This is a genomic window from Bradyrhizobium ottawaense (genome assembly GCF_002278135.3).
GTDB lineage: Bacteria > Pseudomonadota > Alphaproteobacteria > Rhizobiales > Xanthobacteraceae > Bradyrhizobium > Bradyrhizobium ottawaense.
Map to the genome: position 1 here is coordinate 3188156 of NZ_CP029425.2, position 18768 is coordinate 3206923.

Below are 18768 nucleotides of genomic sequence, written 5' to 3' on the forward strand. Positions count from 1 at the left end.
GAGGCGCCTGACATGAGCACGCTGAAACCGCTCCAGATCGATGTCGTCTCCGATGTGGTGTGCCCCTGGTGCTATATCGGCAAGCACCGGATCGAGAGTGCGCTGGCGCTCGTGCCGGACGTTCCCGTCAAGCTCAATTTCCGCCCGTTCTTCCTCAATCCCTGGGTGCCGCGCGAGGGCATCAGCCGCGAGGCCTATCTCACCCAGAAGTTCGGCTCGGTCGAAGCCTATAAAGGGATCGCGGGGCGCGTCGTTACGGCCGCAAGCGAGGAGGGCCTCCTCTACAAGCCCGAGCTGGTCGCGCGTCAGCCCAACACCACCGACTGCCATCGCCTCATCCTGTGGGCGGAAGCGATCGGCAAGGCGCCCGAGATGAAGCAGCGCCTGATGGAGCTGTATTTCCGCGACGGCGGCGATCTCACCGATGTGAACGTGCTGGTGCAGGCGGCCGCCGATATCGGCCTCGACGCCGAGGACGTGCGCCGGCGCCTTGCCACCGACGAAGACGTCGCGCGCGTCTCGGCCGATGCGCAGGAGGCCGCCGAGAAGGGCATCTCCGGCGTGCCGACCTACGTGTTCGCGCAGAAATACGCCGTCTCCGGTGCGCAGGACCCGACCCTGCTCGCGCGCGCCATCCGCCAGGTCTCGGAGGAGATCAACGCGCAGGCGGCGGAGTAGCTTTCGCTGATTTGCGGAGCCGGCGGACCACGTGTCGCGCGCCCTCGTGCGCGGCATTGAGTCCGGCCAGTGCTGCGTGAATCAGGGCCACGACCGGATCGTGCCGCCGCAGCGGGATCAGCACGTCGCCGACTGCAAAACGCCCGCGCCAGATCGGGTTGATCATGGGGTGATCGGCGCTCGCGGTGGAATCCGCGCTTGCGATGGCGGGATCGGCGCAGAGATGGCGGGTGAGCTCGATTGTGAGCTGCACGCCCGGCGAATATTTCGCAAAGCGTTCGTCAATGCCGAGCTTGAAGAAGAAAGCGCGGTCCTGATGGCGCAGCACGATGCCGGCGGCGACCGGGGTCGTCCCGGCGCGAAGCGTGATGATTTCGCACTGCGCGGTCTCCGCCAGCGCCGGCACCGCGCGGCGAATGAAGGTCGCATCGCCGACATGCTGCACCAGCGCGGTGCCGCGCTTGCCTTTCCAGCCGCTGGCTTCGAGCTGCAGGAATGTTTCGAGTGCGGGCCCGATCTCGTCAGGCCGGCGTGCGACGTCGAACGTAACAGGGCCGTGCTCTTCGAGGCGATGGCTTTGTCGGCGCAGCTCCTTGAGCTTCTTGGTGCCGAGTGCGTCGCGCAGTAGCGTTTCGTCATCCTGCGTCGCATCGAGGCTGGCGCGGATGTAGGAGGAAAGCACGCGCGGCTTCAGGCCGTCGCGGGCCAGGACCTGCTTAAGCGCAGTCATCGCAGCGCCGTCGAGCGCGACGTCGTTGAGCACGAGCGCATGCGCGCCGGCCTCGCGCGCCCGCCGCAACAGTTGCGTCGCCGCCTCGATCGGGGCGTCGCGGTCGATCAGCGGACTGCACAGGGTGCCGTAGGGATGCGCGCTCACCAGCGCGGGCAGGGGAATCTTCAGGGCGCGCCACAGCGAGATCACCGGCATCAGCCCGATCAGCCGGGTCGACGCGCCGTCGAAAGCGGGCAATGCCGAAGCTGCGGTGCGGCCGCGCGCGGTGGCGCTGACGGCGAGCTCCCAGGCGGGCAGGTAATATCCGTTCGGCTCGATCGCGCGCTGCGCGAGCGCGCGCCATTGGCCGGGATCGATCGCTGTAAGCGGGACGCGCGCCGCCATGGCATCCTTTCTCGATGCCGCATGGATCGCTGCCTGCTGCGCGATGTCGACCACGTCCCCTCGTCCCGTTCACGCGGGCAAATGCCGCGTCACGTGGCCATGCTTAGCCCAAAGATTGGAAAATACCGTTGGGACGCGGCTCCAATTCGACCGGTAATGTTAACGTCTCGTTGAGCATCCGGTGCCGGATGCTCAACGCAGATCCCTATTTGTCGCCGGGCAGGAAGTGATCACGGGCGCTCGCCCGTCCGCCGCTGGCGGTATCGGTGATCGTGACCTCGACATCGCGCGAGCTCTTCGGCAGATCGGCAGGCCCGACCTGCACCGACAGCCTGACCTCGCGGGTCTGGTCCTGCCCGACTTCTACGACGGGCTTGCCATCCGGAGCGACTTCAACGCCTGCGACTCGGATGTTCGCGCCGGGCAGTCCGGAGACCTCGATCGCAAACGATCGCTGTGCGCCCTTGTTGAGAATGCGCACGGTGTAATCGTTGCGGACCCCGCCGTCCGAGAGCTGAACGAACAGCGGATTGCGCTCGTGCAGCACGTTGACGTCCATGGTCGCGCGCGTGGCGAGGGTGTAGACCATGATGGTGCCGACGATGGCAATGGCTGCGGTATAGATCAGCGTGCGCGCGCGGACGATGCGATAGATCGGCGGCTTGCCGTCGCGCCGGCGCTGCATGTTGATATCGGTATCGTAGCCGATCAGGCCCTTGGGCCGGCCGATCTCGCGCATGACGTTGTCGCAGGCATCGATGCAGAGGCCGCACTGGATGCAGCCGAGCTGGATGCCGTGGCGGATGTCGACGCCAGTCGGGCAGACGTTGATGCATTGGTGGCAGTCGACGCAATCGCCGGCGAAATCGCCATGGGCGCGGGCAGCTTCCGCCTTCTTCACCGACATGCGCGGCTCTCCGCGGTCGCGGCGATAGGTGACGTTGAGCGCCCATTCGTCGGTCAAAGCCGCCTGGATGCGCGGCCACGGGCACATGTAGATGCACATCTGCTCGCGGGCGTGGCCGGCAAAGACATAGGTCGTCGCGGTCAGGATGCCGATCCAGAGATAGGCGATGAACGGGGCCTGGAAGGTGGCGAGCTCCTTCACCAGCGTCGGCGCGTCGTCGAAATACAGCACCCAGGCGCCGCCGGTCCACCAGGCGATCATGATCCAGAGAAAGTGCTTCAGCGCCACCTTCCGGATGTGGTCGAACGTCCAGTAGCGCTTGTCGCCCTGCATGCGCTCGCGCCGGTCGCCTTCGACCCAGCGCTCGACGGCGTAGAACAGGTCGGTCCACACCGTCTGCGGGCACAAATAGCCGCACCACAGTCGCCCCGCGACTGCATTCATCAGGAACAGGGCCATCGCCGCGATGATGAGCAGACCGGTGAAGTAATACACCTCCTGCGGCCACAGCTCGATGAAGAAGAAATAGAAGCGGCGATGCGGCAAGTCGATCAGCACGGCCTGGTCGGGCAGGCCGGGTCCGCGATTCCAGCGCATGAATGGCAAGAGATAATAGATCCCGAGCGTGACGCACAGGATCGCCCATTTGATGCGGCGGAACGGGCCGTGGACCGATTGAGGATAGACCTTCCTGCGCTTCTCGTAGAGAGGTCCTTCGATGAAGGTGTCGTCGGTCATGCCGCGCTCCCGCGTTTGCGCCGGCGAAGTCCTAGGGTGCGCAGAAGAGGCGGTACAGCGTCTCCAGCACCGCGCGGACTTCCCGGCTCGCGATGCTGTAGTATATCGTCTGGCCGTCCCGCCTGGGTTTGACCAGGCTCAATGCGCGCATCTTGCCGAGATGCTGCGATAGCGCCGCCGAGGACAGGCCCGCGATCTCGGCGAGTTCGCCGACGGACTTTTCGCCGTCCAGCATGTTGCAGAGAACCAGCAGGCGCTTGGGATTGCCCATAGCGGTGAGGAGGCGGGAGGCCTCTTCGGCCTTCTCCTCCAGAGCGAGCAATTCCTGATTGCGGGGCTTGCGGTTCATGGTCGGCTAGTATATTAGTATATTCGAAAATAAGAAACAACTGAAATAAGGGTATCGCCGCCCGTGAAGGGCACTCTCAGTCCGGAGGGTCGAATGGTTGCAACGTCTTTCACGCCAATGGCTTCGCTCGTGGGCGGCGCGCTGATCGGCCTGCCCGCCGTTCTGCTGATGTGGGCGAAGGGACGGGTCGCCGGCGTCAGCGGCATCGCGGCAAGGTTGTTTCCGCCCTATGAGGACGGCGAGTTCGCCGGACGGCTGGCCTTCGTCGCCGGTCTTGTCGCCGCACCCGTGCTGGTGCGGCTCGCCACCGGAAGCCTGCCGTCGCAGACGATCGAGGCGGGCACGGCAATCCTGGTTGTCGGCGGCCTGCTCACCGGCTTTGGCTCGGTGTGGGGCAGCGGCTGCACCTCGGGCCACGGCGTCTGCGGCCTGTCGCGGCTCTCCACGCGTTCGCTGGTCGCGACCGTGACCTTCATGGCAGCCGGCATGGCGACCGTCTTCGTGATGCGGCATTGGAGCTGACGCCGATGGCCATTCTCGTTCAATTCGTGATCGGCCTGGTCTTCGGTCTCGGCCTAATCGTCTCCGGAATGTCCGACCCGGCGAAGGTTCTGAACTTCCTCGACGTCGGCGGCATTCCGGCGGGGACGTGGGATGCGAGCCTTGCCTTCGTGATGGCCGGCGCGGTGGCCGTGACCTTCATCGGCTTCAATCGCGTCCTGCGGCGCGCGCGTCCGTTCTTTGCCGAACGATTTTTCCTCCCGACGCGAAACGATATCGATCTCAGAATCGTCGCAGGTCCGGCGATCTTCGGTATCGGCTGGGGACTGGCCGGCTTCTGTCCGGGGCCGGCGCTGACCGCGCTCGGGTTCGGGTCTTCTTCGGCCTTCATCTTCGTCGCGGCGATGTGTGCCGGCATGGTGCTCGCACGCTTTGTCGCTCACCTGCCGTCGCTGACGCGCTTCGTCGCGCCGGCCGATCCGCTCGAAACCTGAAGTCACTGCAGAGAGTAAAGACCATGGACAAGAACTATCCCGACATCGTCAGGCAAATCTCCGCCAATATGCGCAAGCTGCGGAGCGACATTCCCGAGACAATGAAGGGATTTTCCGCACTCGCCCAGGCCGCCACGCGGGACGGCGCGCTGGACAAGAAGACCAAGGAGCTGATGGCGCTGGCGCTCGGTGTCGCCGCGCGTTGTGACGGCTGCATCGGCTTTCACACCGAAGCCCTCGTCAAGCTCGGCGCGACGCGTCAGGAGGTCGAGGAGACGCTCGGCATGGCCGTCTACATGGGCGGCGGACCGTCGCTGATGTACGCGGCGGACGCGATCGCGGCCTACGAGCAGTTCCAGCAGCAATCCGTCGCCGCCTGATCCGATTCAATCACGTGACGGGACCGGGCGATTGTCTCGCCCGGTCCCGCCCATGCTGGATCTAGCAACTACCAGCGGTCGCCGACACCGACGCCCACGCTGACACCGGGCGCGCGAATGCCGACGCCGCCGCGCGGCCCGTCATCCCAGTCGCGATAGGTGCGTCGCTCATAATAGCGATCGCGCGGCATGGAATTGTAGGAATCGCGCACGATCACGCGCGAACCACCGCGCGTGCGATAGCAGCGGCCGGCGTCGTCGCAGACAAGCCGGACCTGCTGGACGAGATCCGAATTGGTGTACTCGCTGCTCGTGTAGATATCGGAAGCCTTCGCACTCGACGCCGCCGCCAAAGCACCGACGCCAGCCAAAAGCGCAATCGTAAACGTCTTCATCCTGTCCTCCACCGAAACTGCCCTCGGCGGTAACAAGAAGGGGAGGCGGCGATCGTTCCCGATTGCGATGCTGGTTTTTCCCGGAACCGGAGCTTTGTTGCGCGGATTCGCTGCTAGATCGGCTCGTAGGTCTCCGTTCCGCAGATATCGTCGGCTTCCGCCCGGCGGCGGTCGACCACCTTTCCGCCCGATATCGTCACGATGTAGGTCTGGGCGCCGAGCGAGGTGCCGGTCGCGGAGGTGAGCTGGGCGCGGACGCAGGCGGTCCAGCCGGGCCCTCGTACCTCGCGATGGGGCGAAGCGACGTGCACCTCGCGCGGATAGGAGGTGGCGAGGAAGACGACGTCGATCTGCTCGCGCACCAGGCGCTTGACGTCGGGAGGCGCTTCGGGCGGCGGCTGCTCGGTTTCCTTCATGCGCATGAATTCCGGCACTGGGGCGCGGCTGTCGGCAACGCCGCAGGCGCCGAGCGCGAGCGCGCCGGCGAGCAGCGCCGCATGAGCAATGATCCGCAACATCCGTGAAGGTCCCCTGCGGGCCAACAGATAGGCAGGAATGCGATCCGGCGAAGTCCCCGGCGATCAAGATTTGCTGAAGTCTTTATGGAAGCCTTGATGGAATCCTTGGAACTCGCGGCATTTCATATTCCGGAATTGCAGGCTAAGTTTGTACCCCAGACGAGGGGGATTGCACCAATGAGGATTTTGGTCATCGCGGCCGCGGTCATGGCGCTGACGGTTGCCTCGGCGCAGGGGCAGGGCCGGCGGCCACCCAATGACGGAGCCAAACCGGCGGACAACAAGCCCAAGGTCGACGAGAAAGCCTACAAGGCCGCGCTCGAGCGCATTCCCGAGCCCAAGGACAAGTACGACCCTTGGGGCGGGGCCCGGCCGAGTGAGCCCGCCAAGAAGCCGAAATAGAGCGAGGGAAGCGTTGCGGAGCAGCCTGCGAATTCCGATCGGGCTCGTTGCGCTGCTGCTGATTGCCGTGCGGCCAAGCGCGGCCTGGGAGAGTTGGGGCGGCGATGCCGGCGGCTCGCGCTTCTCGCCACTGCAACAGATCACGCCCGACAATGTCGGCAATCTGGTTCGGGCCTTCGAATTCCGCACCGGCGATCTTGCGGTGCGTCCGCCGGAGGTGATGCGGCGAACCAAATTCCAGGCAACGCCGCTGTTCGTCGAGGACAGCCTGATCTTCTGCTCGCCCTTCAACGAGGTGATTGCGCTCGATCCCGGCACAGGCGCGCAGAAATGGCGTTACGATCCGAAGATCGCGACCAATCAGCGTCCCGCCAATCGTTACGTCTGCCGCGGCGTCACCCACTGGACCGACGATGAGGCGCCCGCGAATGCCGCCTGCCGATCGCGCATCTTCATGGGCACGAACGACGTCCGCCTGATCGCGCTGGACGCGAAGACGGGAATTCCCTGTGCCGGTTTCGGCAATGGCGGCGAGGTGAACCTCGATATCGGCATGGCCCTGGAATGGCCCGGCGAGTTCCAGATCACCTCGCCGCCCGCCGTTGGCCGGGGTGTCGTCGTGGTGGCTCCTCGATCTCCGACAACCGACGCGTCGATGCGCCGAGCGGCGTCGTACGTGCGTTCGACGCGCGCAGCGGCCGGGCGCGCTGGACCTTCGAGCCGCTCAAGCGTGACGGCATCGAAGCCGGGCACGCCAACGTCTGGGCGCCGATGTCGGTCGACGCGGCGCGCGGCCTGGTGTTCCTGCCGACGTCCTCGCCGTCGCCGGATTTCTGGGGCGGCAAGCGGCCGGGCAACAACGAACACGCCAATTCGGTGGTCGCTTTGCGTATCGAGACCGGCGAGCTCGCATGGGCATTCCAGACCGTGCATCACGACGTCTGGGATTACGATCTGGCGGCGCAGCCGACGCTCGCGCGCCTCGATGCCGGTGACGGCCAGCGCGACGTCGTGATCCAGCCGACCAAGCAGGGTTTTGTCTTCGTGCTCGACCGCGATACCGGCAAGCCGGTCTGGCCGGTGGAAGAACGCGCGGTGCCGCAGGGCGGCGCGGACGGGGAGGCGTTGTCGCCGACGCAGCCGTTTCCGACGCATGTGCCGGCGCTGACGTCGCAGACGATCTCGACCGACGACGCGCTCTCGCCGTTGCCGGAACTGCGCCGCTCGTCCTGCGAGCGCCAGTTCACGGAGGCGCGCAACGAGGGTCTGTTCACGCCGCCTTCCGTGCGGGGCACGCTGGAGTTTCCCTTCACCGGCGGCGGCGTGAACTGGGGCGGCGCGGCCTTCGATCCGGTCCGGCAGATTCTCTACGCCAACACCGGGCGCGCCGTTCATCTCATCAGGCTGATCCCGCGCGCGGAGGCCGCCGGATTCAATCCGCCGCCGGGTCATGATTTCGGCCAGCAGCGCGGCGCGCCGTTTGCGATGTCGCGCGCGGTGATGATGTCGCCGCTCGGTCTGCTCTGCAACAAGCCGCCCTGGGGCGAGATGGTTGCGGTCGATCTGAAGGCCGGCAAGATCCTCTGGCGCTCGACGGTCGGCACCACCGAAGATCTGGCGCCGCTCGGCGCGCCGCTGCCCTGGGGTGCGCCTCTCGTCAACGGACTGGCGGTCACGGCGGGCGGTCTCGTCTTCACCGGCGCGATGGATGCTTATCTGCGCGCCTTCGATGCGCGAAGCGGCAAGGAGCTGTGGCAGGGACGGCTGCCGGTGCCCGGCGTCGCCAATCCCATGACCTATCTGTGGAAGGGCGAGCAATATGTCGCGATCGGCGCCGGCGGCCACTCCGAAGCTGGCACCTCGATCGGCGACAGCGTGGTTGCGTTCCGCTTGGCGCGGCCGGGCGAGGCGCCGACATTGTGGTCGCGCACCATCGATCGTCCCGGTGGACGATTTTTTTGGGCATCCGCAGTGATCGGAATCGGGATCGCCGCGCTCGTGATCGCAAGCCTGCGCTGGCGTCGCCGTCGTCGTATCACGCAATCATAATCGTGTTGTGGATGCGATGCGAACGTTCGTTCACATCGAGCGCGCTATTGCACGAAGGCGAGGCCGACGCGCTTGTCACTGCGCCAAACTGTGCGACAATTCCGGACGAAATCGTCGCGCGCGATCGATAGCGTGAACGATTGCGGCAATGTGACGGGGGTGTCGAGGTCGATCGCCGCGCCGCCCGCTGACATGTTTCGCACAGTGCAGGGAATGCCGCTGCTTTCAAAGGTGATCGTTCCACCCTTGAAAACACGGTACCGCTGCGCTTCACGCTTCTCGATCATCCGCATTGGTCCATCATGTTGATTGTGAAGTAGTGCATAGAAATTACGTTGAACTAAACTCAATACTGGCGCTACTTGCACAGCGCTTCAGACTTCGTTTACGACGTTGACGCGGAGAGTCTCTCCGCCGACTTTCCTCACACGTTTTTCTTTTGTGGCGCTACGCGCCAATGGAGATACTGATGAAGACCACGCTTTCGATTTTGCTCGCCGCCGCGTTCTCGCTGTCGTCGATGCCCGCCCACGCCGTCAAGTGGGACCTCTCGACCATGAGCTGCAAGCAGTTCCTCGAGAGCGGCGAAGACAATATCCAGGTCGTGCTGACCTGGATGGACGGCTGGTACAAGGGCGACGAGGACAACGCGATCATCGACACCGACGTGTTCATCGAGAACGCCAAGAAGTTCGGTGCTTATTGCGGAAAGAATCCGACAGCCAGCATCGTCACCGCGGCCGACGAAGTGCTCGGAAAATAATCCCGGCAAGTCATGAAGCGTGCGGACCGAAGCGAGGATGCAATCGCGCTTCGGTCTCTTGCTTCGACACGATCGTGATGGAGAGCCGCGGTGCGCTTTACGCCCACGCGGCTCTCTTCGTTTGAGATGCTGCTCAGCCCGGCAGCATTGCGAACGCGCTCGATACCATCGCGACCGGCTTGTTGTCGGCGGCCGAGAGCAGCGTGACGCGGCCAAAGCTCATGGTGCGCCCGAGCCGCACCACGCGCGCGTCCGCCAGCACGTCCGACGAGGACACCGCGCGCATGAAATGCGTGGTCTGGTCGACCGTGGTCATCGGGCGGTAACCGCGATTGGCAGCCAGGATCGCGATCACCATCGCGGTGTCGGCGAGCGCCATCAGGGCCTGGCCGCAGACCACGCCGCCGTTCCGGCACAGCCGCTCCGAGAACGGCATGCGCAGCAGCGCGCCCGGCTGCCAGTGCGGCGCATCCGCCGGCTGCACGTGCTCGAGGCGCTCGACGGCGAGATTGAGATCCTGGACCCAGGGCGCAAAAACCTCGCCGAGGATGCGTCTGGCGTCGGAGAGGCCGAATTCGGTGTCTGGCTGCATTTGCATTGCTGGCGCGCTCTCCTGTATTGCCGGATGTTTCGGCCCATTGTGCGCGCATCGGCGCGGCAAAGTCACCCGGTCTGGCGCCGGTCCCGTCGGCTTGAAAATGCCTGACTTGGTCCGATATGATGGCTTGCTCGGGGTATGGGTGGATGATGTTGCGTCGGTGTGTCCTCGTCTTTTGTATGGCCGCGCTCGGCCTGGCGCTGAGCGGCTGCACCAAATGCGGTCCGATCTGGGACGACTGGCTGCACGCGCCGAAATCGTGCAGATCGGATCGGCTCTAGCGAGCCCGGACGGCCTCGGCGGTCGCGACCGGCCGCGACAAGGATGACCAGGCGCGGGCGATCCGTGCCTCCATGGATGATCAAGGAGTAGACGATGAAGCTTTTCCGTTTGGCCGCGGTGCTGGCCGTGCTGGCGGGACCTGCCTATGCGCAAATGCCCAATCTGAATTTGCTGCAGGACGCCCCGAGCAAGACCCCCGAGGAAAAGGCCGCGGAAGCCGAGCGTGACAAGGCCTACAAGGAAACGCTGAAGAAGATCCCGGATTCCAAGACCTCCAACGATCCCTGGGGCGGCATGCGCTCCGATCCGCCGAAACAGCCGGCGGCGCCGAAGGCCTCGGCCGCAACCAGCGCGCCGAAGAAGTCCAAGAGCGGCACGGCCGCCAACTGACCCAGCTCCGTTCGGGAGGCGGTGCAACGCTTTTCGGACGGGACTCCTCTTCACCCGGCTCACGCCCTACATTGGGCTGAGCGTAGTGCGTAGAGGAGGAGGACATGGCCGACCGTCCGCGGGATCTCGCCGAGCGGATGGCGCGCCGGCGCAAGATCGCCGGCAAGCCGGGCCAAACGGTTCGGGACGGCTATCTGCGCGAGACCTTCACGCTGCCGCGCGCGGCGGCGCGGGAAAGGGCGCAGGCCTTCTTCGCCCGCTACCCCAAGGCCGGCTATATGAGCGTTGTCGAGAGCTGGCGCGAGCTGCCCGGCGGCGATATCGAATTCACCATGCGGCGGCTGCCCAGCGCGGACTAGAGCATGATCCGGAAAAGTGCCCAGCGGTTTTCCGAAAAGATCATGCTCAAACAACAACCTAAAGCTTGATCCGGAGACCTTGCTAGTCGAGGGTTTCGGCAACGATGCGGATCCGGAACACGGGCTCCTTGGTCTCGTCCAGCAGCTCCATGTGCCATTCGGAATTTTCCTGGAGCTTGCGGGCAATGCCTGCGGTCATGTCGGCGCAGACATTGGTCATCTCTTTCCAGGCCGAATTGCGATCGGCAAATTCCGTCGCCTGATCGGCGCAGCCGGAGTAACTTCCATTCCGGATCCGAAAGAAATACAACGGCATAGCTGGCACCGATCGCGCGCGTGATGGCCTCGCCCCCAAGGCCATGGGCGCGCGCAGTCCAATCCCAAACGACCGTCAGATCAATTCCGGGCGGCTACGGATGATGTTCCGCCGCAACCGCCAGCCGTGGTGCAGCGGGCGCAGAAGGCGCCATCCGATGCCGACTTTCATCCGGCCGGTTCACGCCGCCGGGCCGATCGCTTCAGCTCACGGTCGATACGCAGCTGCACGCGCCGGATCGCCAACAGGTCGATTTTCGTCTCGGTCTTGCCGGTCTTGACCTGCTCGCCAATGCGGAACTGCCACTGCCAGATTCCGGGAATCGCCGTCTTGGCGACGGTGAACTCGATGCCCCTGTGATTCATGGCGACCTCCCACGATTCACTCTCCATGACTGCAAACATGTTCGGCGTCCCAATATTCCGGAGACAAGCAAATTTTGTCGGTAAGCCCTAGATAGTTCGGGGGTATCTCGAAAGCGCGCCTGCGCCGAAACAGGCGAGGCCGGCTCTCGAAAGACGCCGGTCCGTGAGACAGTGAGGCTGTCGCATACCCGTGGTTCTCCGACCATGAACAAAGTTCCTGGGCTGCACCCGGCTGCGTCGGTACGCCGATCGGACGGGCCGCGGGGGGCCCGCCGAGGGGGTTACCGGTTTCCCTGCAAGCGGCGGCATATGCCTTGCTTGGTCTGGCGATGGCAAAAACAGCAAGGGTCGTCATGCTGGGCATTCCCCGCCGCTACAGTCATTTCGTCTTCGGCATCATCCAGTCCGGGCTGACGTCGCTGATCGCGGCGGGGATCGCCAGCCTGCCCGCAGGCAGCGCGATGAGCTTCGTCGGGCACTGGATGGTGTCGTGGCTGATCGCATGGGCCGCGATGTTGCCGATCGTGCTGCTGGCTGCGCCCGCGATCCGCGCCTTCTCGCTGCTCCTGACGCAGGAGGAGCGGGACTCGCGAACCGCCCGACAGGCATGAAAAAGCCCCGCCTGGGGAGAGCCAGACGGGGCAAAAAGTTATTGGAGGCTGAGGTGCTGGGCTGCAACACCATAGCGGCATCATCCTAGCCGGCTCCGCTTACGGCAGCCTGACAGGCGTCAGATTTCCGGACTCAACGCCGAGGCCGCAGACTGGCCCCGCACCGGTCCCAATTTCGACATCCGTTCGCACAACTGCGGACACACCGGTCGGCAAGATTCCACAGCGTTCGGCGCAGCCATGGGGGAAACGTGGCACGCCGACCACGGGGTGGCATCATGGATAACGTAGAGCGGTCATTCGCCGCCGCGACAGCGGCTGGCTTCGTGGTGCTGGTGATCGGCCTCGTGCTGCTGGCGCTGCTTTAAGGACAGGCACGCGAGCGGCAGCCTTTCCCTGGATGACGGGGGTACAGGGCATGCCGCAAAACTGGAAAACAACCCCATGCACAGTAGGCTGCATGGAAGTTCCGTTGTGCTTTCAATGGCTTAAACTTGGCGATACCGTCAACGCGCTACGCTCTCTTGTCGGCTTCGGAAGCCCCCGGTTGGGTCTAGTGGATCTTGATTACATTCAGGGGAAGGTGGAGCTCGGCGGCGCGCTCTTGGCGGTCCTTCTTGCGGAATTCGTTTTCCTGGCGCTCGAACTTCATCAGCTCCTCATGCGCCGCCTCCAGCAGGGGATTGCGCCTGATCGTATCGCGGTTCGTGGTGTCCGTCATGACTGAGGTCCCCAGAGTTGCGGTCCCATCCTGGAGAAGGCTCGAGACCGCGAAAAGGTTCGGTGCCGCAGGATTGCGGAATTCTGACGGCGGCCGGCGGCTGCGTCTTTGATGAACGTCAGCTTCGGCCGGGGAATGACGTTGCGACAGCCCTGCTATTTCGGCGGTTGCAGCCCGGGGGATATGACCCAGTCGTGCAGATGATTGGCGACATCGGCCTGGCGGGCCTTCTTGAGCAGGGCGTCCCGCTCGGGCCCGGGCGGAAGCCTGGCGGCCTCTTCCTGGACCTGCTTCACCCATGCGGAGAGCCGGTCTTGAAGGGTCAACTGCTGCTTGAAACGTCGCCGCTTGAGCATGGCGCGCTCCTTTTCATGCGATGAAGGCGGGAGCGCAATCGGCGTTCTCGTCACCGATAGTGGCCACGGTTGGGGCGGTGATGGCCCATTGAGGACCATTAACGGGAGCCGCGTCTGTCCAGTTGTGTGCACAACGCGAATGGGGAGGGGGACGTGGCGATGCTCACGGACAAAGCCTCAAATCCGCAAAAGAACATATTGCGAACCTAGAACAAATAGGGTACGTTGCTTTTATCGACGAGCCGCCTCGCCAATCGTTTGTCCCTCACGCGAATCCTCGCCATAAGGAGCACGACCCAATGTCCGCCACTGCCCTGCGTATCGTCGAAGGATCTTCCATGGACAAGAGTAAAGCTCTGGCCGCCGCGCTCTCTCAGATCGAGCGCCAGTTCGGCAAGGGCTCGGTGATGAAGCTCGGCAAGAACGACCGGTCCATGGACATCGAGGCGGTGTCGTCAGGCTCGCTCGGGCTCGATATCGCGCTCGGCATCGGCGGCCTGCCGAAGGGGCGCATCGTCGAGATCTACGGGCCGGAATCCTCAGGAAAAACCACGCTGGCGCTGCATACGGTGGCCGAAGCGCAGAAGAAGGGCGGCATCTGCGCCTTCATCGACGCCGAGCACGCGCTCGACCCGGTCTATGCGAGGAAGCTGGGCGTCAACATCGACGAGCTCCTGATCTCGCAGCCCGACACCGGTGAGCAGGCGCTGGAGATCTGCGACACGCTGGTGCGGTCGGGTGCGGTGGACGTGCTGGTGATCGATTCGGTCGCGGCGCTGGTGCCGAAGGCCGAGCTCGAGGGCGAGATGGGCGATGCGCTGCCGGGTCTGCAGGCCCGCCTGATGAGCCAGGCGCTGCGCAAGCTGACGGCCTCCATCAACAAGTCCAACACCATGGTGATCTTCATCAACCAGATCCGCATGAAGATCGGTGTGATGTACGGCTCGCCGGAAACCACCACCGGCGGCAACGCGCTGAAGTTCTATGCCTCGGTCCGCCTCGACATCCGCCGCATCGGCGCGATCAAGGAGCGCGACGAAGTTGTCGGCAACACCACGCGCGTCAAGGTCGTCAAGAACAAGCTGGCGCCGCCCTTCAAGCAGGTCGAGTTCGACATCATGTACGGCGAGGGCGTCTCCAAGATGGGTGAGATCCTCGATCTCGGCGTCAAGGCCGGCATCGTCGAGAAGTCAGGCGCCTGGTTCTCCTATGACAGCCAGCGTCTCGGCCAGGGCCGCGAGAACTCGAAAGCGTTCCTGAAGGCCAACCCCGACATCACCGCCAAGATCGAGACCTCGATCCGCCAGAACTCCGGCCTGATCGCCGAGCAAATTCTCGCCGGCACGCCGGAGCGCGACGCCGACGGCGAGGAGCCGGCGGACGAGTAAGACCTAACGCGAAAGTTTTTCGCGAGGAGCGGGCGCTGAAGACGTTGAGTTGCCGACGTCGTCAGTGCCCGTTTCGTTTTGCGTAAGGGTGAGGTGCGCCGACGATGAAGCGTGTGATCCTGACCAGTTCGGCGGGCGTCGGTCTTGCCCTCGCCGATCGCGCCGACATGGTCATCCCGTTCATCTATCGCTTCGTTTCGGGGCCACTTCCGACGGCTGACCACCTCATCCGCTATCTCGGCTGGCGGGAGTCCAGGACGTGGGTCGACCAAATGCACTGGTCGGATTGCGTCCCCGTGCGTCAGTCGCCCCTCATCAGGCGCCAGGATCGAGCCGGTGCCCTGCTCTGGGTCTGCAAGAATTACGGGGTCGATCTCATTGAACTGTGGTTCGACCCCGAACCCAACAGTCAATTGCAGCTGATCTGGATCCTCGATTACCTGCGTTTCGAGCCGTCACTTACTGAGAGTCTGAGACTACGACTCGTCGATTTCGATCTGCGCGGAGCAGATCCCTCAGAGCTTCGCCATCGTGACGTGAAGCAGTTCGATATCGCGGAAAGCGATCTTGAAAGCGCGACCCTCGCGTGGGAGGCCTATCGCGCGCCGACGCCCGAGCTCTGCGTTGGGCTGCTCGATAGGCCGCTCGGCAAGCTGTCTTTCCTGAAACCGGCCATGGAAGACCTGCTCTCAGAACTGCCGTCGCCGGGGCGACCGAGACGCGGCTTCTCGAACTCATCGCAAGCGGACGCAGTCGCACCGATGAGCTGTTTCGGTCAGGCACCTCTGAGGCTCGTGTGTTCGATCCGTGGGAGTTGGGCGCGCTGCTCGAAGGGCTCGCATTCGGCCCTGCGCCAGCGGTTGCGGGTCTGGACGGCAAGCTGGCGACACTCGATCCGGACAACGCGCGCGGTCGCAACGCCGCCTTTCGCCGGAGCCGGCTGTCGCTGACGGAGTTTGGCAAAGCAGTTCTGGATGGTCGGGAGGATTTTCGCCGTCACAATCCGATTCGGCGCTGGTGGGGCGGTACGTTGCTGACCAATGATCGACTGTGGCGGTGGGAGGCGGAGAGTCGCTCGTTGATCGCGCCTTAGGTCAGGAGCCGTAGGGTGGGCAAAGGCGCGTAAGCGCCGTGCCCACGATCTTTCACATCATGCAGGCGGTGGGCACGCTTCGCTTTGCCCACCCTACGAGACCTCCGTCGCGTCTTACTCTGCCGCCTCCGCGTAATCGCTCACCGGCGGGCAGGAGCATACCAGGTTGCGGTCGCCATAGACGTTGTCGACGCGCCCCACCGGGCTCCAGTATTTGTCGGTGCGCGAGGTGCCCGCGGGGAAGCAGCCTTCGGCGCGGGTATAGGCGCGCTTCCAATCGTCATCCGCGATGTCGTGCACGGTGTGCGGAGCATGGCGCAGCGGTGACGCCTCGATCTTGAAGCGGCTGGCCTCGACCTCGGCGATTTCTTTCCGGATCGCGATCATGGCATCACAAAAACGATCCAGCTCGGCCTTGGATTCCGATTCGGTCGGCTCGATCATCAGCGTGCCCGGCACCGGGAAGCTCATGGTCGGCGCGTGGAAGCCGTAGTCGATCAGGCGCTTGGCGATGTCGTCGACAGTGACGCCGCTCGTATTCTTCAGCGGACGGGGATCGACGATGCACTCATGCGCGACGCGGCCCTTCGCATTCTTGTAGAGCACCGGGAAGTGGGGATCGAGCCGCGCTGCGATGTAGTTGGCGTTGAGGATCGCGATCTCGGTGGCGCGCTTCAGGCCTTCACCGCCCATCATCAGGATGTAGATGTAGGAGATGGTGAGGATCGAGGCCGAACCGAACGGCGCGGCCGAGACCGGGCCGACCGGTGCGTCGCCTTGGGTCGCCGGATGACCCGGCAGGAACGGCGCCAGATGCGCCTTCACGCCGATCGGGCCCATGCCGGGGCCGCCGCCGCCATGCGGGATGCAGAAGGTCTTGTGCAGGTTGAGATGGCTGACATCGGCGCCGTAATCGCCGGGCCTGCTAAGGCCGACCTGCGCGTTGAGGTTGGCGCCGTCCAGATACACCTGGCCGCCATGGCCGTGCACGATGTCGCAGATCTCGCGGATGTGCTCCTCGAACACGCCGTGCGTCGAGGGATAGGTGATCATGACCGCAGCGAGATCATTGGAATGCTTCTCGGCCTTTGCGCGGAGATCATTGACGTCGACGTCGCCGTTCTTCTCGCAGGCGACCACCACCACGTCCATGCCGACCATCGCGGCCGAGGCCGGATTGGTGCCGTGGGCGGAGGAGGGGATCAGGCAGATCTTGCGATGGCTTTCGCCGCGCGCGGCATGGTAGCCACGAATGGCAAGAAGTCCCGCATATTCGCCCTGCGCGCCCGAATTCGGCTGCAGCGAGATGGCGTCATAGCCGGTGATGTCGCACAGCCATTTTTCCAGCCGCGCGAACAGCGCGTGATAGCCCTTGGCCTGCTCGCGCGGGACGAACGGATGCAGCGAGCCGAACTCCGGCCAGGTCAGGGGCATCATCTCGGTGGTCGCGTTCAGCTTCATGGTGCAGGATCCCAGCGGGATCATCGCACGGTCGAGTGCGAGGTCGCGGTCACTGAGCTTGCGCATGTAGCGCAGCATCTCGGTCTCCGAGCGATGCGCGTGGAAGACGGGATGGGTGAGGAATGAGGTCGCGCGCTTCAGCGCCTCCGGCAGCGCCTCGCGCGTGGTCGCCTCTAACTCGGCATAGGCCAGCTTGCCGCCGAAGGCGCGCCAGACCGCTTCGACCGTCGCGGGCGTCGTGGTCTCGTCGAGCGCGATGCGCAAGCTGGTGGCGCCGACGCCGAGATTGATCTTCTCGGCCGCCGCGCGCGCGACGATCTCGGCTCGCCTGGCGCCGGCATCGACGCTGATCGTGTCGAAGAAGTTCTCGCCATCAGGCGCGAAGCCGAGCTTGCGCAAGCCGCTCGCGAGCACGGCGGCGCGGCGATGCACATTGCGGGCGATCTGCGTCAGCCCTTCGGGGCCATGATAGACCGCGTACATCGAGGCGATCACGGCCAGCAGCACCTGCGCGGTGCAGATGTTCGAGGTCGCCTTCTCGCGGCGGATGTGCTGCTCGCGGGTCTGCAACGCGAGGCGATAGGCCGGCATCCCGCGGGAATCCACGGAGAGGCCGACGATGCGGCCGGGCAGCGAGCGCTTCAGCGCATCGCGCACCGCCATATAGGCCGCGTGCGGTCCGCCATAACCCATCGGCACGCCAAAACGCTGCGCCGAGCCGATCGCGATGTCGGCGCCGAGCTCGCCGGGCGAGGCGAGCAGCGTCAGGGCCAGCAGGTCGGCGGCCACGATCGCGAGCGCGCCCTTGGCCTTCAGCGTTGCGATCGCGGGCCTGAGGTCGCGCACCGCGCCCGAAGAGCCCGGATATTGCAGCAGCGCGCCGAGCACGTCGGCCTTGTCGAGATCGGTGAGGGGATCGCCGACGATCAGGGTCCAGCCCAGCGGCTCGGCGCGGGTGCGCATCACAGCGAGCGTCTGCGGATGCACGTCCTTGTCGACGAAGAAGGCTTGCGCCTTGACCTGCGAGTGCCGCTCCGCGAGCGCCATCGCTTCGGCCGCGGCGGTGGCCTCGTCGAGCAGCGAGGCGTTGGCGACGTCGAGCCCGGTGAGGTCGCAGATCATGGTCTGGAAGTTGAGCAGCGCCTCCAGCCGGCCCTGGCTGATCTCGGGCTGGTAGGGCGTGTACGCCGTGTACCAGGCCGGGTTCTCCAGGATGTTGCGCTGGATCACCGCGGGCAAAATCGTGCCGGAATAGCCTTGGCCGATCAGCGAGGTGAAGACCTGGTTCTGGGCTGCGAGTTCGCCCATATGCGCGATCGCCTCGGTCTCGCTGAGCGGCTTGCCGAGATCGAGCGGGGCGGCCTGCCGGATCGAAGCCGGCAGTGTCTCCGCCATCAGGGCGTCGACGCTCTTGGCGCTGACGGTTTCGAGCATGGCGGTGACATCGCGCGCCGACGGGCCGATATGGCGGCGAACGAAGCTGGCGGCGGTGTCGCCGTTGGTCTTGCGGTGCGCGGTCATCGCTTGCTCCATCGTC

General features: G+C 64.7%; 23 protein-coding genes and 1 pseudogene. 12 read left to right on the top strand and 12 right to left on the bottom strand.

Features of this window, described 5'->3' with window-relative positions; all coding sequences use genetic code 11:
• Positions 1-12 precede the first annotated feature (12 nt).
• Positions 13-678 carry a DsbA family oxidoreductase gene (locus CIT37_RS14985; protein WP_028142798.1) on the top strand — a complete coding sequence of 222 codons (666 nt, stop codon included), beginning with the start codon at positions 13-15 and terminating at the stop codon, positions 676-678.
• Here CIT37_RS14985 and CIT37_RS14990 read toward each other — a convergent pair.
• From CIT37_RS14990 to CIT37_RS15000, 3 genes are all read right to left on the bottom strand, one after another.
• Positions 656-1849, bottom strand: a complete 1194-nt coding sequence (locus CIT37_RS14990) for a GNAT family N-acetyltransferase (RefSeq protein WP_095425260.1) — start codon at positions 1847-1849, stop codon at positions 656-658. The two genes, CIT37_RS14985 and CIT37_RS14990, sit on opposite strands and share 23 nt — an antisense overlap.
• 151 nt (positions 1850-2000) lie before the next feature.
• Positions 2001-3440, bottom strand: a complete 1440-nt coding sequence (gene ccoG / locus CIT37_RS14995; protein WP_038948086.1) for a cytochrome c oxidase accessory protein CcoG — start codon at positions 3438-3440, stop codon at positions 2001-2003.
• 31 nt (positions 3441-3471) lie between these two features.
• Positions 3472-3789, bottom strand: coding sequence for an ArsR/SmtB family transcription factor (locus CIT37_RS15000; RefSeq protein WP_038948085.1), 318 nt, complete (start codon positions 3787-3789; stop codon positions 3472-3474).
• 93 nt (positions 3790-3882) lie between these two features.
• On the opposite strand from CIT37_RS15000, the gene CIT37_RS15005 reads away from it, so the two are divergent.
• Genes CIT37_RS15005 through CIT37_RS15015 form a run of 3 tightly spaced genes read left to right on the top strand, consistent with a single transcriptional unit; the run spans position 3883 to position 5164 of the window.
• On the top strand, positions 3883-4311 hold the full coding sequence (locus CIT37_RS15005) for a YeeE/YedE family protein (protein ID WP_095425259.1): 429 nt from the start codon (positions 3883-3885) through the stop codon (positions 4309-4311).
• A gap of 5 nt (positions 4312-4316) precedes the next feature.
• Positions 4317-4784 carry a DUF6691 family protein gene (locus CIT37_RS15010; protein ID WP_038948084.1) on the top strand — a complete coding sequence of 156 codons (468 nt, stop codon included), beginning with the start codon at positions 4317-4319 and terminating at the stop codon, positions 4782-4784.
• Between the two features lie 23 nt (positions 4785-4807).
• The gene (locus CIT37_RS15015; RefSeq protein WP_038948083.1) at positions 4808-5164 is read left to right on the top strand and encodes a carboxymuconolactone decarboxylase family protein; all 357 of its coding nucleotides are present in this window, start codon (positions 4808-4810) and stop codon (positions 5162-5164) included.
• Positions 5165-5232: 68 nt separating this feature from the next.
• On the opposite strand, the gene CIT37_RS15020 is transcribed toward CIT37_RS15015, so the two are convergent.
• Positions 5233-5559, bottom strand: a complete 327-nt coding sequence (locus tag CIT37_RS15020) for a hypothetical protein (RefSeq protein ID WP_028142805.1) — start codon at positions 5557-5559, stop codon at positions 5233-5235.
• Positions 5560-5672: 113 nt separating this feature from the next.
• A complete protein-coding gene (locus CIT37_RS15025; RefSeq protein WP_028142806.1) occupies positions 5673-6077 on the bottom strand; it encodes a hypothetical protein in 405 nt (134 codons plus the stop codon).
• 177 nt (positions 6078-6254) lie between these two features.
• Between CIT37_RS15025 and CIT37_RS15030 the strand changes: the two genes are divergently transcribed.
• Both CIT37_RS15030 and CIT37_RS15035 read left to right on the top strand, forming a co-directional pair.
• Entirely contained in the window at positions 6255-6479 is a 225-nt protein-coding gene (locus CIT37_RS15030) for a hypothetical protein (protein ID WP_038971667.1), read from the top strand.
• A 55-nt stretch (positions 6480-6534) separates the two neighbouring features.
• Positions 6535-8528 (top strand): annotated as a pseudogene (locus CIT37_RS15035) (pyrroloquinoline quinone-dependent dehydrogenase).
• 44 nt (positions 8529-8572) lie between these two features.
• Here the strand turns inward: CIT37_RS15035 and CIT37_RS15040 are convergent.
• Positions 8573-8821 (bottom strand): PilZ domain-containing protein, encoded by a 249-nt coding sequence (locus CIT37_RS15040; RefSeq protein ID WP_370092662.1) that lies wholly within the window; start codon positions 8819-8821, stop codon positions 8573-8575.
• Positions 8822-8997: 176 nt separating this feature from the next.
• Here CIT37_RS15040 and CIT37_RS15045 point away from each other — a divergent pair, with 176 nt between their 5' ends.
• On the top strand, positions 8998-9291 hold the full coding sequence (locus CIT37_RS15045; RefSeq protein ID WP_026201704.1) for an HdeA family protein: 294 nt from the start codon (positions 8998-9000) through the stop codon (positions 9289-9291).
• Between the two features lie 133 nt (positions 9292-9424).
• Here CIT37_RS15045 and CIT37_RS15050 read toward each other — a convergent pair whose 3' ends face one another.
• On the bottom strand, positions 9425-9889 hold the full coding sequence (locus CIT37_RS15050) for a PaaI family thioesterase (protein ID WP_095425258.1): 465 nt from the start codon (positions 9887-9889) through the stop codon (positions 9425-9427).
• A 375-nt stretch (positions 9890-10264) separates the two neighbouring features.
• Here CIT37_RS15050 and CIT37_RS15055 point away from each other — a divergent pair, with 375 nt between their 5' ends.
• Together CIT37_RS15055 and CIT37_RS15060 are read left to right on the top strand one after the other, a co-directional pair.
• The gene (locus CIT37_RS15055) at positions 10265-10561 is read left to right on the top strand and encodes a hypothetical protein (protein ID WP_018316631.1); all 297 of its coding nucleotides are present in this window, start codon (positions 10265-10267) and stop codon (positions 10559-10561) included.
• Positions 10562-10665: 104 nt separating this feature from the next.
• Positions 10666-10920 carry a hypothetical protein gene (locus CIT37_RS15060; RefSeq protein ID WP_095425257.1) on the top strand — a complete coding sequence of 85 codons (255 nt, stop codon included), beginning with the start codon at positions 10666-10668 and terminating at the stop codon, positions 10918-10920.
• 82 nt (positions 10921-11002) lie between these two features.
• On the opposite strand, the gene CIT37_RS15065 is transcribed toward CIT37_RS15060, so the two are convergent.
• Entirely contained in the window at positions 11003-11236 is a 234-nt protein-coding gene (locus CIT37_RS15065; RefSeq protein ID WP_028142812.1) for a DUF6894 family protein, read from the bottom strand.
• Between the two features lie 167 nt (positions 11237-11403).
• Positions 11404-11601, bottom strand: coding sequence for a hypothetical protein (locus CIT37_RS15070; RefSeq protein WP_095425282.1), 198 nt, complete (start codon positions 11599-11601; stop codon positions 11404-11406).
• Positions 11602-11954: 353 nt separating this feature from the next.
• Between CIT37_RS15070 and CIT37_RS15075 the strand changes: the two genes are divergently transcribed.
• On the top strand, positions 11955-12212 hold the full coding sequence (locus CIT37_RS15075) for a DUF2798 domain-containing protein (protein WP_095425256.1): 258 nt from the start codon (positions 11955-11957) through the stop codon (positions 12210-12212).
• 553 nt (positions 12213-12765) lie between these two features.
• Here the strand turns inward: CIT37_RS15075 and CIT37_RS15080 are convergent.
• The gene (locus CIT37_RS15080) at positions 12766-12933 is read right to left on the bottom strand and encodes a hypothetical protein (RefSeq protein ID WP_167456565.1); all 168 of its coding nucleotides are present in this window, start codon (positions 12931-12933) and stop codon (positions 12766-12768) included.
• A gap of 155 nt (positions 12934-13088) precedes the next feature.
• Positions 13089-13289, bottom strand: a complete 201-nt coding sequence (locus tag CIT37_RS15085; protein ID WP_028142815.1) for a hypothetical protein — start codon at positions 13287-13289, stop codon at positions 13089-13091.
• Between the two features lie 299 nt (positions 13290-13588).
• On the opposite strand from CIT37_RS15085, the gene recA reads away from it, so the two are divergent.
• Together recA and CIT37_RS15095 are read left to right on the top strand one after the other, a co-directional pair.
• Complete coding sequence (gene recA / locus CIT37_RS15090; RefSeq protein ID WP_028142816.1) at positions 13589-14677, top strand: recombinase RecA; 1089 nt, start codon at positions 13589-13591, stop codon at positions 14675-14677.
• A gap of 104 nt (positions 14678-14781) precedes the next feature.
• Positions 14782-15627 (top strand): hypothetical protein, encoded by an 846-nt coding sequence (locus CIT37_RS15095; protein ID WP_244611243.1) that lies wholly within the window; start codon positions 14782-14784, stop codon positions 15625-15627.
• Between the two features lie 257 nt (positions 15628-15884).
• Here the strand turns inward: CIT37_RS15095 and gcvP are convergent, their stop codons facing one another.
• The gene (gene gcvP, locus CIT37_RS15100) at positions 15885-18752 is read right to left on the bottom strand and encodes an aminomethyl-transferring glycine dehydrogenase (protein ID WP_095425280.1); all 2868 of its coding nucleotides are present in this window, start codon (positions 18750-18752) and stop codon (positions 15885-15887) included.
• Positions 18753-18768: the final 16 nt, after the last annotated feature.